This window comes from Citricoccus muralis, from assembly GCF_003386075.1.
Taxonomy (GTDB): domain Bacteria; phylum Actinomycetota; class Actinomycetes; order Actinomycetales; family Micrococcaceae; genus Citricoccus; species Citricoccus muralis.
On the sequence record NZ_QREH01000001.1, the window covers coordinates 2,290,317 to 2,305,494 of the forward strand.

Here is a 15,178-nt window from a genome sequence, read left to right on the forward strand (position 1 = left end):
CCGTGACTGGGGTCAATTCGCCGAGCTGTCGCCGAGTGTTCAGATGTCGTCCTCGTAGGCGGGCCCGCCTTCGCCCTCCCACGTCTCCAGGCGCTTGGCCTTCACGCTGTTGAACTTCTGGCGGACGCCGTAACCTGCGTGATCGTCCTCAGCGATGAACTGGGCGCCGAACCCTTCCAGGGCCATGCGCAGCCGGTGGCTCTCGTCCGCATTGAGCGTGCCGTGGCCCCGCTCGTAGGCCCGCAGATCGCCGGGTTCCAGGCCAGCAGCCTTGGCCACCACGGAGTAGGACACCTGGGTCAGGGCACGGGCGGCGCGTGCCAGGTCTGCGGGAATGATGAAGTCGTGGTCAGCCATAGCTCCATCATGTCCCGTCGGCCGCGGGTTTGCACGTCCTCGTTCAGGGCACCCGAGAGCAGGGCCGCGGTGGCGTCCACGGAGGACGGATCGAGCTGCCCGTCACAACTGAGTCAGCCTGCGGCGCGACTCGCACGAGATCGCCGCCCTGGCCTCCGGACATCCGACGCCGTCCGGTCACGGCCACAGCGAATGCGCAGTGAACCCGTGTGCTTTAGCGTCCTGGTCACTACGGTGGCACCATGGGACCTACACCTGTGAAATCCATGAGTCTCGGCTTCGCCGCCGGGCTCGGGGTTGCTGCCAGTGCCGCCGTCGGCCGCAAGGTGGTCACCGCCGCCAAGGTCGGCCAAGGGCACCCCCTGAAGCACCGTGCGCTGGATCTGGCCTCCGGCCTGATCCAGCCGAAGTACCCGCTGGAGGCGATGAGCACCTACCTCAACGGCCTCCACATGTACGCCGACGAGATGGGACGGCAGGTGGAGGCCTCACACTTCTGCATCCACCTGCGCCACGACCTGCACCAGTGCGTGATCTTCGACCGCAACGCGCCCGATGCCCGGCTGATCGGCATCGAGTACATCACCACCGAGGAGCGCTTCCTCAGCCTGCCGGAGGACGAGAAGCGGCTCTGGCACAGCCACCACTACGAGGTGAAATCCGGCGTCCTCGCCGCCCCCGGCGTCCCGGAGCTGGCCGAGCACGCCTACTTCACCGACCTCGTCACCACCTACGGCAAGACGTTCCACACGTGGCAGTACGATCGCGATGAATTCCCCTACGGCATCCCGCAGCTGATGATGGGGATCACCGAGGACGGGCAGGCCGATGAGGAGCTCATCCACAAGAGGGACCGCCGCCTCGGCATCTCCACCTCGCACAAGCGAGCCAGCCGCGCTGACATCCCGATGCCGGAGGTCGCCCCCGGCGCCAACTCCTGGGAAAGCGGCCGGACGGTGCAGACCCGGCTGGAGGAGATGGACTTCAAGCGGTAGGGGCCAGGGACCGGCGAGCCGGTCTTCGGCAACAGTGGCTCAACCAGCGCCATGAATGGCACAGACAGCAAAACGGCCGCCCACCCCGGAGGGTGAGCGGCCGTTTTAGAGTCTGATCAGATCAGAGGGGGCGGACCGACGAGGCCTGCATGCCCTTGTCGCCCTGAGTCGCCTCGAACTCGACCTTCTGGTTCTCCTGAAGTTCGCGGAAGCCGCCGCCGTCGATGGCGGAGAAGTGCACGAAGATGTCAGCGGAGTTGTCGTCCGGGGCAATGAAACCAAAGCCCTTTTCAGCGTTGAACCACTTGACTGTACCGGTGGCCATGGTGGCCTCTTTTCTTTAGGGTGCTAAACCCGCCAGTTTTTCCAGCGGGGGCGAAGCGGTGTGTACATACCGCTTCCCCAGCGCCCCATCCGACCCGAAGGCCGTCCGGTCCGCAGTGGTGACGGACTTACTGCATCTACTACAACTACTTCTGCAAGCAACTGTACGGCATCAAAGCACTTCTGGGAACCACGGGGTCCGTCGGCTGCCTCGGCCACACAGAACGAGCCCCTCTGGCACCCCGGGAATTCATCGCCCCACCTGGGATTTACACTCAAATCCGTGATCGCACGAACCAAGAATCAGGGGCCCGAGCCGGCTCCGACTGGAGACACCTCGGCCCCCTTCGTTCCTCCCGAGGGATGGACGAGATCGCCCAACGTCTCGACGAGCCGCTTCGCCTTCGAGATGAGCAACACCACGCGTTGGTACACCAATGACGGTCAGGGGAACGGGTACTTCGCCCCCGACTGGGACAGCGAGCGCATCGCCCGCAGGACGGGAGCCTTTCGCTGGATCGCTGTAGCCCTGGCCATGATCATGATCGCCGGCGGGGCCATCCTCGCGTCGGCGCAGTACGGAGAACAGATCGAGTACAACCAGCTGAAATCGACGGGGGTGCAGACGACCGGCGTGGTTGGCCCCGTGACGGTGGAGCACACGTCGGAACAGGTGCGCAGGTCCGGGCGGTCCTACACCACCCGTTCCACCTCGACGCTGGATTACACCGTGGGCGGTCAGGAGATGCGCGAGGAGATCACCGCATCCTCGAGCACGAAGATCCGCCGCTCCCCGGACAGGTATCCGGAGCCGGCCTGGACTCAAGGGCAGGAACTGAGGATCTATGCCGACCCCGAGGAGCCCGAGCGATTCGTCCTCGTCCATGAGTACAAAGAGGCGGATGCCGATTCCCTGCCACGGGGAGTCATCATCATCATGATCATCACCGGCGTCCTCCTGATCCTGCCCCTGGTGCTGTTCCACGCCGGCGCGCGCAACGTGCGTGAGGCCCGCAAACTCTAAACACTCGACCTTCTTGAGCCAGGTGCGCTCATGTTTCTTGCATCCCGGGGCGGGATTCGGGAACATTCTGACGTCACTCGTCGTTACTTGAGTTGAACACACTCAACTATCGCTGGAAACACACCTCAGGGAGGACATTTTGCCCGCATTCTTCGGCCCCGCCGGTTCCCACGGCGACTCCTTCGATGACTTTGTCACCCGCTACCTCCAGGGTCAGCGGTCCGGCCGGCCGGGACGCCCCGTCGACCTCACCCGCCTGCTGAGCAAGCGGACCCATGACGCCCTGGCCGCCGCCGCGGCCTTCGCCGCCGAACGCGGCCAGACCGACGTCGACGCGCTGCACCTCCTGCGCACCATGCTGGGCGAGGACCCGGCCGCTGGCGCCGTGCGCCAGTCCGGCGCCGAACCGCAGGCCCTCATCGCCGCCGTCGACGACCGCCTGCCGGCCCCGAGCGAGCCGAAGGACACCGCCTCTGCCGCGTCGCTGAACCCCTCGGCCCAGAAGGTGCTGCTGGACGGCTACCAGGTGGCCCGAGGCTTCGGGTCCACCTACATCGATCCGGAGCACGTGTTCTTCGCGTTCGTGCTGAACCACGACTCCCCCGCCGGCCAGCTCCTGACCCAGGCGGGCGTCACCCCGCAGTCCCTACAGTCCGCCGCGCAACAACAGATGAATCAGCAGCACCAACAGGGTCAGGCCGGCCAGCAGCCGTCGGGTCAGGATTCCGAGGGCTCCGTCCTGGAGAAGTTCGGCCGGGACCTGACCGCTGAGGCGAAGGCCGGCCGGCTGGATCCGGTGATCGGCCGGGCAGATGAAGTCGAGCAGACCATCGAGGTGCTGGCCCGCCGCACCAAGAACAACCCGGTGCTGATCGGTGAGGCCGGCGTCGGCAAGACCGCCATCGTGGAGGGCTTGGCCCAGGCCATCGCGGACGGCGAGGTGCCCGCCCAGCTGCAGGACCGCCGCGTCATCGCCCTGGACCTGGCCGGCATGGTCGCGGGCACCCGCTACCGCGGTGACTTCGAGGAACGGCTCACCGGCGCCATGGACGAGCTCGCTGAGGACAGCAGCACCATCGTCTTCATCGACGAGCTGCACACGATCGTCGGCGCCGGCGGTTCCGGGGAGTCCGGCGGCATGGACGCCGGCAACATCCTCAAGCCCCGCCTGGCCCGCGGCGACCTGCACATGGTCGGCGCCACCACGCTGAAGGAGTACCGCACCATCGAGAAGGACGCCGCCCTGGAGCGGCGCTTCCAGCCGATCACCGTCGGTGAGCCCTCCGTGGAGGACGCCGTGCAGATCTTGACCGGCCTGGCCGATCGCTACGCGGAACACCACCAGGTGACGTACACGGACGAGGCGCTGCGCGCCGCCGTCGCGCTCTCGGACCGGTACATCACCGACCGGTTCCTGCCGGACAAGGCCATTGATCTCATCGACCAGGCCGGGGCGCGGCTGTCCCTGAAGCGCGGCCCGAAGCACGACGCCGGCCCGGCCGTGGACACGGACGCGCTGCGGTTCCAGCTCGCCGAGTTGGAGGCCGAGAAGAACTCGGCGGTCAACGCGGAGGACTACGAGCGTGCCACCGAGCTGCGGGACGAGGTCGCCCGGATCAGCGAGCAGCTGGCCGAGGCCACTGCCATGCAGGAGCAAGGCGCGGCTTCCCGCGCGGAGGCCGTGGTGGATGCGGACGCGATCGCCGAGATGGTCTCCCGTGCCACCGGCATCCCGGCCGCCCGGATGACGGAGGCCGAGAAGTCCCGCCTGGCGCGGCTGGAGGACGAGCTCCACGCCCGGGTGGTCGGCCAGGACGATGCGGTCGCCGCGATCGCGAAGTCCATCCGCCGCTCCCGGACCGGGATGGCCGATCCGTCCCGCCCGGTCGGCAGCTTCCTGTTCCTGGGCCCCACCGGCGTCGGCAAGACCGAGCTGGCCAAGGCCCTGGCGGGCTCGCTGTTCGATGATGAGGACGCGATGGTCCGGTTCGACATGTCCGAGTTCGGCGAGCGTCACACGGTCTCCCGCCTGGTCGGTGCCCCTCCGGGCTACGTGGGCTATGACGAGGCCGGGCAGCTGACCGAGCGGGTGCGCCGCCGCCCGTACTCGGTGATCCTGCTGGACGAGATCGAGAAGGCCCACCCGGACGTGTTCAACCTACTGCTGCAGGTGCTCGACGACGGCCGCCTCACCGACGGCCAGGGCCGCACCGTGGACTTCCGGAACACGGTGCTGATCATGACCTCGAACCTCGGGTCCGAGTTCATGTCCTCCGGCGGGTCTCCGCTGGGCTTCGTCTCGGCAGACGCTGAGGCCGCGCAGCGGGACCTCCGTCAGAAGGTGATGGGACGGGTCAAGGAGTTCATGCGGCCGGAGTTCCTCAACCGGATCGACGACACCGTGTTGTTCTCGCCGCTGTCCGCTGCGGAACTGCGTCAGATCGTGGGCCTGCAGTTGGGCGATTCCGAGCAGCGGCTCGCCGCCCAGGGCATCATCCTCGAGGTGGATGACGCGGCCCGGGACTGGATCGCCGAGGCCGGCTACGAACCGGCCTACGGCGCCCGCCCGCTGCGCCGGGTCATCCAGCGCGAGCTCGACGACCGGGTGGCCGACCTGCTGGTCTCCGAGGCGGTGGCCGAAGGTGATGCGGTGCGGGTGACCGTGGCCGACGGGCAGCTGGTGGTGCACCCGGTGCGGGCCGCCCACGTGCCGGAGGCGCTGGCGGCCTGAGTGGTTGCCGGCCGGCCCTGCGGCTGGTGAGCAGCCGCGTTCTGTGAAGGTGGCTGGGGTGCTCGTTGACGTTAGTCAGCGGGCTCCCCGGCCACCTTTTTTCTGTTTCGATCAGGACTGGAAACTCAGTCAATCGAGAAATCTGACGTCCCTCAAGCATCAATCAAGGAGGATTTTTCCCTACCGTTCTCATCTAGAATGTCAGGGTCACTCGTCTTTTTGATCCCATTGGAGGGGCTATGAGCCACCCTGTCGATTTTCAGCAACAACCGCAGTACGGCGGCCACCCGGGCACGCCTCCGAAGACAGGCAACGGCTTCGGCGTCGCCGCTCTGGTCTTGGGCATTATCGCCATCGTCATCGCTTTCATTCCCTTCATCGGGATCGGGTCCTTCCTTCTGGGAGCGCTGGCCGTCATTCTCGGTATCGTCGGCCTGCGAAAGAAGGGCCTGCCCAAGGGGACGTCGATCGCCGGCCTGATTCTGGGCGCGCTGTCCCTGATCATTGCAGGGATCATGGCCGCCATCACGGCGACGTTCGTGGCGGCCGTTGATGAGTCGTTGCAGTCGATGGCCGAATCGTCCATCGTGGCAGAAGCGACCACCACGGCCGCCCCGGTGGCAACGCCGATCAGTGAGGCTTCGGAGTCGACATCTTCCGCTGAGGACCCCACCAGCGAGGCCGCTGACCCGGAGATTCCGACTGAGCACCAGTCTGCTCTTGCACAGGCACAGACGTACTCGGACCTGATGTTCCTGTCCAAGGCCGGGCTCTGGGACCAGTTGACCTCGGAGTACGGGGGGCAGTTCACAGAGGAGGCCGCAGATTACGCGGTGGAGAACGTCGAGGCGGACTGGCAGCAGAATGCACTGGAGCAGGGGCGCAGCTACCAGGAGACGATGAGCATGTCTCCCGCTGCCGTGTACGACCAGCTGGTGTCGGAGTACGGCGGGAAGTTCACCGCCGAAGAGGCCCAGTACGCGGTGGACAACCTCTGACCCGCAGCAACTTCGGCTAGGGCTGACCCCTCAGTCCGCCTATAGGCCCCCTGACGCTGCCGCGAGCGGCGCGTCAGGGGGCCGTCTGCTTCCAACGGGGTTCGCCACGGTGCTGCACGTCGTGTCCTGAGTTCTTGCCGTCGATGACCGGCGAGTCAGTCCAATGCGCTGCAGTTTTTCGTGGCACGGCAGCGCGGTCGAATCTCTAGGGCCAGTACAGGGACATCGGGTTGGTCACCAGCAAGGCGTGCTGTTCCGCCTCGGTCGGTGCGATCTGCGGGATGTATCCCAACAGCAGCGCGTCATCGGGCATGTGCGAGTGCAGGTTCGGGTGCGGCCAGTCAGTGCCCCACAGGGTGCGCTCGGGGAACTCGGCCATCACCCGGCGAGCGAAGGGAACGACGTCGGTGTAGACCTCGCGCTGCCCGTCCACCGCATAGGGGCCGGCTTCCGTGAGCCGTTCTGGGCAGCTGACCTTGACCCAGGCATTGGTCCGTTCGACGAAGCGCAGGAAGGAGGGAAACTCCTCCGAGTCCGCGCCCTTCCGCACGTCCGGCCGGCCCATGTGGTCGATGACGAGTGGGACACCGAGGCCGGCGAGCGTATCCTCGAGCCCGGGGAGGTCCTCAGGCTCGAAGTAGAGGACGAGGTGCCAGCCGAAGTCGCGGATCTTGTCCGCCACCAGCGCGAGCTCCTCGAACGGCTGACTCTGCACCAGCCGCTTGACGAAGTTGAAGCGAACCCCGCGCACACCGCGTTCATGCATGACGGTCAGCTGCTCGATCGTCACGTCTGCACCCACGGAGACCACGCCCCGCGCAGTGTCCCCGAAGTCGTCCAGGGCATCCAGCAGCGCGGTGTTGTCCCGCCCATGGCAGGTCGCCTGGACGATGACGTTCCGGGCGACGCCCAGATGCTCCCTCAGATCCCGCAGGTCGGCCTTCCCCGCATCGCACGGCGTGTACTTCCGCGACGGCGAGAACGGGAACTCCGCTGCCGGGCCGAAGACATGGCAATGGGCGTCCACAGTCCCCGCCGGGAGAGTAAAGGCGGGTTCACCGCGATCTTTCACCCAGTCCAGCCAGCCGGCGGTCTTCTCGGAATTTTCGGTCACCCGTGATCCTCCTGAATGGATTCGTGCAGCCGGTTGATCCACCGCGGACTACGGCCGGACCATGACCGGAATATGATCTGCGTTACTAGACGGTAGCGACCCCTCGGATTGTTAGCAATTTTGCGAACTTTTTTGCTCGCAATTGTTACGCGTCACAGTCAAGGGTGCGGACGCGGCTGATCCGACCGGATGTTCCTTGAGCCGCCGTGCTGTGTGAAAGTTCCGCCACATTCACACACAAGCGAGTGTTTTGTGTGAATGTTCAGTGATGGGCACCGACCGCGCCACCCTTCAGCGCACCATCAGCGAGGTCGCGTCCTGGATGCAGCGCGCCGCGGCCCTGCTCGGGCGGCGCACGCAGATCATGATGGACAGCACTGAGGCGAACCGCCGGCTCAGTTCCGCCGTCCTCGACCTCCGCCCTCAAGACCCCCAGCACCAGCCCACCGAGTACTGGCGTGCCCTCCCCCTGGGGCCCGACGACGGCGCGCACCTCGCTGCCCTCGCTCGCCTACGGGCCCTCCCGCCCATCGCGGCGCACGAGGAGGAGGCCCTGGCCAGCCTGGCCGGCGGCCGAGAGCAGGAGATCATCCAAGCTCAGAAGCTCCTCGGCCTGCGTCGCCTCATCACCTTCGGCCAGGCCCGCCACCAGGCCGAGCAGGCAGCCCGGCGGCTGAACGACTACCGCCTCTGGGCACATACCCAGGGCCTGCCGCAGTTGCTCGACCGGCTGGAACAGCTCCCCACCATCGCCGCCTCCATGCCGAGCAAGGATGCCCTCCATCCCGGCATCGGCCTGCTTCGCCACCTGCCCGAGCTCGGGATCGCTCCCGAGCTGATGCCGGCGGAGGACATCGCCCGGCTCCCCCGGGCCATCGCGGCCCTCGAAGAGGCGCTCCGCCGCGAGGCCGAGCGTCGCGCGGCAGCCCACCGGGCCGGCGTCGTGGTCCGGGACGGCGAGGCCCGCGCCCTGCTGGACACCATGGATGTGGAGCGGCTCAAGGATGCCACCGCCGACCGGCTGTCCACCGGCCCGCTGCTCGAAGCGGGCATCACCACGGTGCTGCAGGTCTGGGACCGCGGCGCCGAGCTCGAGGCGCTGGACGGCGTCGGGAAGACCACCGCCACCCGTCTGCGCGGCGCCGCCCGCACGCTGTGGGACCTCGCCGTGGACGGCACGGGCCTGCGGCTGGACCCCGCCGAGCGCACCGACGCCACCACCGAGCTGCTGCGCCGGACGCGAGCCTGGGAGCAGCTGCTGCCACTGCGGCGGGCTACGGCCGGGGTCGCGCTGGCCGAGGCCCTCGCCCCGCTGGCCCACGCGCAGGCACCGGGGCATCCCGTGCTGCTGGCGCCGCGGGCGCGGACCGCCGCGCAGTTCCGGGAGGCGGTGCCCGCCGTGCTCCAGTTGGCCGGAACGGTGCCCACCGAACCGCAGACCGCGCCCGACGCCGGCTCGCACCCGGATACAGAGGGTTCCGGTGACGAGGTCTGGGACGATTTTCTGGCGAGGCCAGCCGACTACTACGCGCTGTTCGCCGAGCTCGGGTTCACCACGGAGGATCCGGAGAAGACGCAGGGCGACCTGCCGGCGGAGATTGTGGAGGCGGTGCGGGCCTTCCGCCTGGACACGACGCACCTGACCGCGTCACTGCGCGGGTACCAGAGCTTCGGGGCGAAGTTCGCGCTGGTGCAGGGCAAGGTGGTGATCGGCGACGAGATGGGCCTGGGCAAGACCGTGGAAGCGCTGGCCGTGCTGACGCATCTGGCCGCGACCGGCGGGACGGAGCGGCCGGTGCACTTCCTGGTGGTGTGCCCGGCGGCCGTGGTGACGAACTGGATGCGGGAGATTCAGAAGATGACCACGCTGACCGCGCACCGCCTGCACGGTCCGGCGCGGGAGGCGGCCGCGGCGGCCTGGCGGCGGACCGGCGGGATCGCGGTGACCACCTTCGCCACCCTGCGCAGCGTTGCGGGTGAGACAGGACCAGGGCCCGACGCCGGCCCGTCCGGTCCCAGCGGGAACGGCCGGGTGCCGCTGGGGTGCGTGGTGGTGGACGAGGCGCAGTACATCAAGAACCCGGAGGCGCTGCGCTCGAAGGCGGTGGCGGAGGTGCTCGGACGCTCGGAGCGGGCGGTGCTGCTGACGGGCACCCCGCTGATGAACCGGCTCGAGGAGTTCCGGGTCCTGATCGGCTACCTGCAACCGGATCTAGTAGTCGACTCCCACGCCCTGGCCCCGGCCCGCTTCCGGCAGCAGGTGGCCCCGGCGTACCTGCGGCGCAACCAGGAGGACGTGCTCACCGAGCTGCCCGAGCTGGTGGAGGTCGAGGAGGTGCTGCCGCTGTCTCCGGCGGACGCACGCGCCTACCGGGGGGCCGTGGCCGAGGGGAACTTCATGGCGATGCGGACCGCCGCGTTCGCTGCGGGTGCTGCCTCGGAGAAGCTGCAGCGGCTCGTGGAGATCGTCTCCGAGGCCGAGGAGAACGGGCGGCGGGTCATCGTGTTCTCCTTCTTCCGGGAGGTGCTGGACGCTGTGGCCGGGGCGCTCGAAGGGCCGGTGTTCGGGCCGCTGACCGGTTCCGTGCCGGCGGCGCGGCGGCAGTCGATGGTGGACGAGTTCTCCGCCGCCCCGGGCGGTGCGGCCCTGGTGGCGCAGGTGACCGCGGGCGGGATCGGGCTGAACATCCAGGCCGCCTCCGTGGTGGTGCTCTGCGAACCCCAGCTGAACCCGGCCATCGAGTGGCAGGCCATCGCCCGGGCCCGGCGGATGGGCCAGCTGGAGACCGTGCAGGTGCACCGGCTGCTCACCGAGGAGGGCGTGGACCAGCGGCTGACGCAGATGCTGGCGGTCAAGGCGGAGCTGTTCGAGCAGTTCGCCGCCGAGTCGGAGATGGCCGAGGCGGCGCCGGAGGCGGTGGACGTCTCCGAGGCGGAATTGGCCCGGGAGGTCATCGCGGTGGAGCAGGAGCGGTTGCTCACCACACTATAGATGCGGCTGATGCTGAGTAGAAGCAATAGAGCGTTCCCCTATTGTCTTTTCGCGGAGATGCTGATGTGACCTGGATCTCACTCGCACCGTGCGCCGAGGCCAGGAGAATCGGCACCCCCGCCTCCCCGGCTCCTCGCCGGATTCATCACAGGAGATGACATGGAACTTCGACGCACCCTGCGACCCGCTGCCGCCATCACCACCCTCGCCCTCATGTTCGGATTGACCGCGTGCGGCGGATCCGCCGAATCAGAGCCCGTCAGCGATTCGGGGAGCAGCAGCAGTGGCGCTGCCGAGGAGGTCCTCCCGCTGACCGTGGCCCGCGGCGGCGTGAACATCGAGAACGCCGTGCTCGCTGATGAGCAGGGCTTCTTCGAGGAGGAAGGCCTCGACATCGGCGAGATGCAGCTCACCGGCATGGGCGGGGCCGCCGCGAACTCCTCCGTGATCTCCGGCGAATTCGACGTGGCGGCCACCGACGCGGTGACCGTCATCCGGGCCGTGGCCGAGGGCATGCCCGTCGTCGCGGTGGCCGGCACCAAGTCAGCCGACCCGGACTACGAGGGCGAGGTCTCCGACGGCGTCGTCGTCCCGCCGGGGAGCGACATCAAGGAATGGACCGACCTGGAGGGCAAGAAGATCGGCGTCCCGGAGCTCGGCGGCCTGCCGCACATGGCCACCATGACCGGCCTCATCGAGAACGGAGTCGACCCGGATTCGGTCGAGTTCGTGCCGTTGCCGACCGACGCCCTGGTGGAGGCCGCGGCGAAGGGCCAGGTGGACGCCGTCTTCACGTTCAGCATCTTCCTCCTCTCCGCCGTGGACAGCGGCTTCACCCGCGTCGGCACGGGGGTGCGCGAGTACCTGCCCAACGCCCCGCAGGTGCTGTGGGTCGCCTCCAAGGAGTTCGCCGAGAACAACCCGGAGGCCCTCGAGCGGTTCCACAACGCGATCGAGAAGGGCACCGAGTACGGCAACGAGAACGAGGAGGCCGTGCGGCAGGCCTACCACGATCACACCCAGTTGCCGGCCCCCTTCATCGATGAGCGCATGGTGCTCGAGCCCCTCAACGTCGAGTTCGACGAGGAAGGGTGGAACACCCTGCTCCAGGTGATGAAGGACGAGGGCGACCTCCGTGAGGACCTCACCTACGAGGAGATCGTCTGGGAGGGTGCCCGCTGATCGGATGGCCGCCGAAACGCTCCACCCCGACATCATGAGAGGTCTTCGACGTGACCGTGACTGACATCCAGCGTGCCCCCGCCCGGGCCCCGGCCGGCGCCCGCGCGTCCAGCGAGCCACGGCTGGGCGGGATCGGGGTCATCCCCTGGAGGATCCTGGTCTTCGGAGCAGGCATCGCCCTCTGGTACCTGATCCACCTGACGGGGGTCTTCCCCGCCACGCTCCTCCCCAGCCCGATCGCCGTATTCATGGAGTGGGCCCAGGCACTGGTGACCGGTAGTTTCTGGTCAATCCTGGGCGACACCCTCGCCGGTGCCCTGGTCGGCCTCGCCTTCGGGATCGTGGCGGGGATCCCCTTGGGGATTCTGACGGGGCGATTCGTGGCCGCCGAGCTGTCGGTGCGGTTCCTCGTCGACTTCGGCCGTGCGTTTCCGGCGGTCGCACTCGTCGCGGTGCTCCTGCTGATCCTCGGGCGCGGCATCGAGGTGAAGGTGGTGCTGGTCTTCGTCGCGGTGGTGTTCATCATCATCCTGCAGACCCAGCACGGTGTCCGCAGCGTGAGCGCCTCGATCGTGGACACCACCCATGCGTTCCGGATCCGCGGGGGGCTCTTCGTGCGCAAGGTGCTGCTGCCCAGCGCCGCTCCGTCCATCCTGGCCGGGCTGCGCCTGGCGGCCTCCGTGGCAGTCCTCGTCACGATCTCCACGGAGGTCCTGACCGGCGCACCCGGCCTCGGGGCGAGCATCGCCGAGGCCCAGGTCGGGGGCAACTCCGCTCTCGCCTACGCCTACATCGTCTATGCCGGACTGCTGGGCTACGCCGTGAACATGGGGCTCGGCTGGGCTCAGGGCCGGCTCCTGCGGTGGCAGCCCAACGGATCGGGAGAATGACATGGGTACCAAGAGATACTCCCCACTGATGTCGGTACTGCTGCAGGCCTGGCTGCCGGTGACGCTGATCCTGCTGTGGTTCGCCGTGTCCGCGAACTCCACCTCGGCGTTCTGGCCGCCCCTGACCGAGATCCTCGCCACCATGGGCGAGTGGGCCAGCAGCGGCGGGCTCTGGCGCGATGCCCTGTTCAGCTTCGGCAACTACTTCCTGGCACTGCTCGTGTCCCTGGTGGTCGGGCTCGCCCTCGGCACGGCGATCGGGCTGATGCCCCGGGTCGGCCTCATCCTGGACCCCTACCTGGACTTCTTCCGGTCCCTGCCGAACGTGGTCTTCGTCCCGATCATCATCCTCACGCTCGGGATCGGGCGGGAGCCGAAGGTGTTCCTCATCTTCATCGCCTGCGTCTGGCCCATCCTGCTCAACTGCATCGTGGGCGTCCGCTCCATCCAGCCCGCCATCTTCGAGGCGTCCCGGGCCTACCGGATCCCCCTGCGCCTGCAGATCCCCAAGGTCGTGCTTGCCGGCGCCCTGCCGCAGATCGCGGTGGGCGTCCGGCTGGCCATCACCATCGGGATCGTGATGCTGGTCGTCAGCGAGATGTACGGGGCCACCGAGGGGGTCGGGTACTTCATCCTGCAGAGCGGTCAGCGCTTCCAGCTCGCCGCCGCCTGGGCCGGGACCCTGCTGGTCGGGATCATCGGCTGGGTGTTCACCTCGCTCTACGCCATCGCCGAGCACCGCCTGCTGCAGTGGAACCGCGAGCAGGACGCCGGACCCACCACCCGCACTCGAAAAGGAGCACGAGCATGACCTCCCAGACCCTCGCCACCGACCTCGCCCTGTCCGCCCAACACGTCAGCAAGGCCTTCGGCACGGGGGCGGAGAAGGTGGTGGTCATCGACGACCTCCACCTCGAGATCCAGCCCGGTGACGTGACCTGCCTCGTCGGGCCCTCCGGGGTCGGCAAGACGACCCTGCTGCGGCTGCTGGCCGGGCTGGCCGCCCCGACCTCGGGCCAGGTGTCCCTGGGAGGCACGCCGATCACCGGGGCGGTCGAGGAGATCGCCGTGGTCTTCCAGGACTACCGCGGTTCGCTGATGCCCTGGATGCGCGTGCTGCAGAACGTCGCCTTCCCCCTCGAGGGGCAGGGCGTGGCCAAGGCTGAACGGCTGGCACGCGCGGCCGCGGCCCTCGAGGTGGTCGGCCTGGCGGACAGCGCCCAGCGGTACCCGTGGCAGCTCTCCGGCGGCATGCAGCAGCGGGTCGCGATCGCCCGGGCGCTGGCCTACGAGTCGCCGATCCTGCTGATGGATGAGCCCTTCGGCTCCCTGGACGCGCAGACCCGGTTCGAGCTGGAGGACCTGGTCCTGCGGTTGAGGCGGGATCTGGGCATCACGATCGTTCTGGTCACCCACGATATCGACGAGGCGGTGTACCTGGGCGATCGGGTGGTCGTCTTCGGCGGGCGGCCCTCGCGGATCGTCGACGACATCGCCGTGCCCCTGGGCCGGGAGCGCAGCCAGCTGACCACCCGGGCCGAGCCCGTGTTCATCGAACTGCGCACCCGCGTGCTGGACGAGATCCAGCGCTGTGGCCTCAAGGCCTCTCCCCGGTAGCGGCATCCTCGTCCTCCCCGAAGCCGACGCGTGCCGCGGCGAACACCTCGCGGAGCCACCGGTGCTCGGGATCGGGCTGGTGCACCGGATGCCACCACAGCGCGTTCAGCAGCGGCACGGCGTTGAACGGCAACTCCAGCACCTGCACGTCCCCCATGCGTTGGGCGAGCGGGGAGAGATGGCGTTGGATGATCGCCAGGCGCTCGGTGTGCTCCACGAACAGGGGCAGCATCACGAAGCTCTCGGCCACCGCATCGATCCAGGGGTTCACCCCCAACTGCTCGAGCTGGCGCCCCACGGAGGTGAACGCGAAGCGGGTGCGGTAGGTGAAAACCCAAGGGGACTCGGACAGCACCTCCATGGTGAGCCCGTCAGCGACCCTTTCGTTGCCGGTGGAGGCGATGGCCACCCAGTCGTCCCGGATCACGTCCTGGTGCGGCAGTTCGGACACCACCCCGTGGGGCAGCACGAGCGCATCGATCGAGGGCAACCGCAGCAGCACCTCATCCATCGTCTCCGGCGAGGAGGGCACGAAGTGCATCCGGACGTTCGGCGCCTGCTGATGCGCGATCCGGGTCACCCGCGGCGCGATCGTGGCCAGCGAGTAGTCGGAGCAGTGGATGATGAACTCGCGCTCGGACTCCGTGGGATCCCACCGGGACTGGCTCTCGAACACCCGGCGCGTGGCATCCAGCGCCACCGTGGTGTGCTCGGCCAGACGCACCGCCAGTGGCGTGAGCTCATAGGTGTTGCCCCGCCGGGCCAGCAGCTGATCGTCGAAGTGCCGGCGGAGCTTGCCCAGCGAGGCACTCAGCGAGGGCTGGCTCAGCTGCAGCCGGGCGGCCGCCCGCGTGACGTTCCGCTCGGTGAGCAGGGCGTCCAGGGCCACGAGCAGGTTCAGGTCGAGCCTCGAGAGCAGGCGTTCGTCCGGCATGGCCGCGCCCTCCTTTGGAG

13 protein-coding genes are annotated in these 15,178 nt (G+C 68.1%); 9 read left to right on the forward strand and 4 right to left on the reverse strand.

Annotated elements, in window-relative coordinates; translation table 11 throughout:
- Positions 1-39 precede the first annotated feature (39 nt).
- Complete coding sequence (locus C8E99_RS10170; protein ID WP_115932194.1) at positions 40-357, reverse strand: hypothetical protein; 318 nt, start codon at positions 355-357, stop codon at positions 40-42.
- Positions 358-599: 242 nt separating this feature from the next.
- On the opposite strand from C8E99_RS10170, the gene C8E99_RS10175 reads away from it, so the two are divergent.
- Complete coding sequence (locus C8E99_RS10175; RefSeq protein ID WP_115932195.1) at positions 600-1,352, forward strand: OBAP family protein; 753 nt, start codon at positions 600-602, stop codon at positions 1,350-1,352.
- A 121-nt stretch (positions 1,353-1,473) separates the two neighbouring features.
- Here C8E99_RS10175 and C8E99_RS10180 read toward each other — a convergent pair whose 3' ends face one another.
- A complete protein-coding gene (locus C8E99_RS10180) occupies positions 1,474-1,677 on the reverse strand; it encodes a cold-shock protein (RefSeq protein ID WP_115932196.1) in 204 nt (67 codons plus the stop codon).
- Between the two features lie 282 nt (positions 1,678-1,959).
- On the opposite strand from C8E99_RS10180, the gene C8E99_RS10185 reads away from it, so the two are divergent.
- From C8E99_RS10185 to C8E99_RS16035, 3 genes are all read left to right on the forward strand, one after another.
- A complete protein-coding gene (locus C8E99_RS10185; RefSeq protein ID WP_147301220.1) occupies positions 1,960-2,700 on the forward strand; it encodes a DUF3592 domain-containing protein in 741 nt (246 codons plus the stop codon).
- Positions 2,701-2,839: 139 nt separating this feature from the next.
- On the forward strand, positions 2,840-5,431 hold the full coding sequence (locus tag C8E99_RS10190) for an ATP-dependent Clp protease ATP-binding subunit (RefSeq protein ID WP_115932198.1): 2,592 nt from the start codon (positions 2,840-2,842) through the stop codon (positions 5,429-5,431).
- A gap of 239 nt (positions 5,432-5,670) precedes the next feature.
- Positions 5,671-6,429, forward strand: a complete 759-nt coding sequence (locus C8E99_RS16035; RefSeq protein WP_211309023.1) for an Ltp family lipoprotein — start codon at positions 5,671-5,673, stop codon at positions 6,427-6,429.
- Positions 6,430-6,634: 205 nt separating this feature from the next.
- Here the strand turns inward: C8E99_RS16035 and C8E99_RS10200 are convergent, their stop codons facing one another.
- The gene (locus C8E99_RS10200; RefSeq protein ID WP_115932199.1) at positions 6,635-7,543 is read right to left on the reverse strand and encodes an amidohydrolase family protein; all 909 of its coding nucleotides are present in this window, start codon (positions 7,541-7,543) and stop codon (positions 6,635-6,637) included.
- A 268-nt stretch (positions 7,544-7,811) separates the two neighbouring features.
- On the opposite strand from C8E99_RS10200, the gene C8E99_RS10205 reads away from it, so the two are divergent.
- From C8E99_RS10205 to C8E99_RS10225, 5 genes are all read left to right on the forward strand, one after another.
- A complete protein-coding gene (locus C8E99_RS10205; protein ID WP_115932200.1) occupies positions 7,812-10,535 on the forward strand; it encodes a DEAD/DEAH box helicase in 2,724 nt (907 codons plus the stop codon).
- Positions 10,536-10,694: 159 nt separating this feature from the next.
- The gene (locus C8E99_RS10210) at positions 10,695-11,717 is read left to right on the forward strand and encodes an ABC transporter substrate-binding protein (protein WP_115932201.1); all 1,023 of its coding nucleotides are present in this window, start codon (positions 10,695-10,697) and stop codon (positions 11,715-11,717) included.
- Positions 11,718-11,767: 50 nt separating this feature from the next.
- Positions 11,768-12,607, forward strand: coding sequence for an ABC transporter permease (locus C8E99_RS10215; RefSeq protein ID WP_115932202.1), 840 nt, complete (start codon positions 11,768-11,770; stop codon positions 12,605-12,607).
- 1 nt (position 12,608) lies between these two features.
- A complete protein-coding gene (locus C8E99_RS10220; protein WP_115932203.1) occupies positions 12,609-13,418 on the forward strand; it encodes an ABC transporter permease in 810 nt (269 codons plus the stop codon).
- A complete protein-coding gene (locus C8E99_RS10225) occupies positions 13,415-14,224 on the forward strand; it encodes an ABC transporter ATP-binding protein (protein ID WP_115932204.1) in 810 nt (269 codons plus the stop codon). Before C8E99_RS10220 ends, C8E99_RS10225 begins: the two co-directional genes overlap by 4 nt.
- Here C8E99_RS10225 and C8E99_RS10230 read toward each other — a convergent pair.
- Complete coding sequence (locus tag C8E99_RS10230) at positions 14,205-15,158, reverse strand: LysR family transcriptional regulator (protein ID WP_115932205.1); 954 nt, start codon at positions 15,156-15,158, stop codon at positions 14,205-14,207. The two genes, C8E99_RS10225 and C8E99_RS10230, sit on opposite strands and share 20 nt — an antisense overlap.
- Positions 15,159-15,178: the final 20 nt, after the last annotated feature.

Excerpts from the sequence above, each read along its gene's own strand:
- C8E99_RS10210 (WP_115932201.1), top strand. The coding sequence starts at position 10,695 with ATGGAACTTCGACGCACCCTGCGACCCGCTGCCGCCATCACCACCCTC.
- C8E99_RS10205 (WP_115932200.1), top strand. The coding sequence starts at position 7,812 with ATGGGCACCGACCGCGCCACCCTTCAGCGCACCATCAGCGAGGTCGCG.
- C8E99_RS10220 (WP_115932203.1), top strand. The coding sequence starts at position 12,609 with ATGGGTACCAAGAGATACTCCCCACTGATGTCGGTACTGCTGCAGGCC.
- C8E99_RS16035 (WP_211309023.1), top strand. The coding sequence starts at position 5,671 with ATGAGCCACCCTGTCGATTTTCAGCAACAACCGCAGTACGGCGGCCAC.
- C8E99_RS10230 (WP_115932205.1), bottom strand. The coding sequence starts at position 15,158 with ATGCCGGACGAACGCCTGCTCTCGAGGCTCGACCTGAACCTGCTCGTG.
- C8E99_RS10180 (WP_115932196.1), bottom strand. The coding sequence starts at position 1,677 with ATGGCCACCGGTACAGTCAAGTGGTTCAACGCTGAAAAGGGCTTTGGT.
- C8E99_RS10175 (WP_115932195.1), top strand. The coding sequence starts at position 600 with ATGGGACCTACACCTGTGAAATCCATGAGTCTCGGCTTCGCCGCCGGG.
- C8E99_RS10170 (WP_115932194.1), bottom strand. The coding sequence starts at position 357 with ATGGCTGACCACGACTTCATCATTCCCGCAGACCTGGCACGCGCCGCC.
- C8E99_RS10225 (WP_115932204.1), top strand. The coding sequence starts at position 13,415 with ATGACCTCCCAGACCCTCGCCACCGACCTCGCCCTGTCCGCCCAACAC.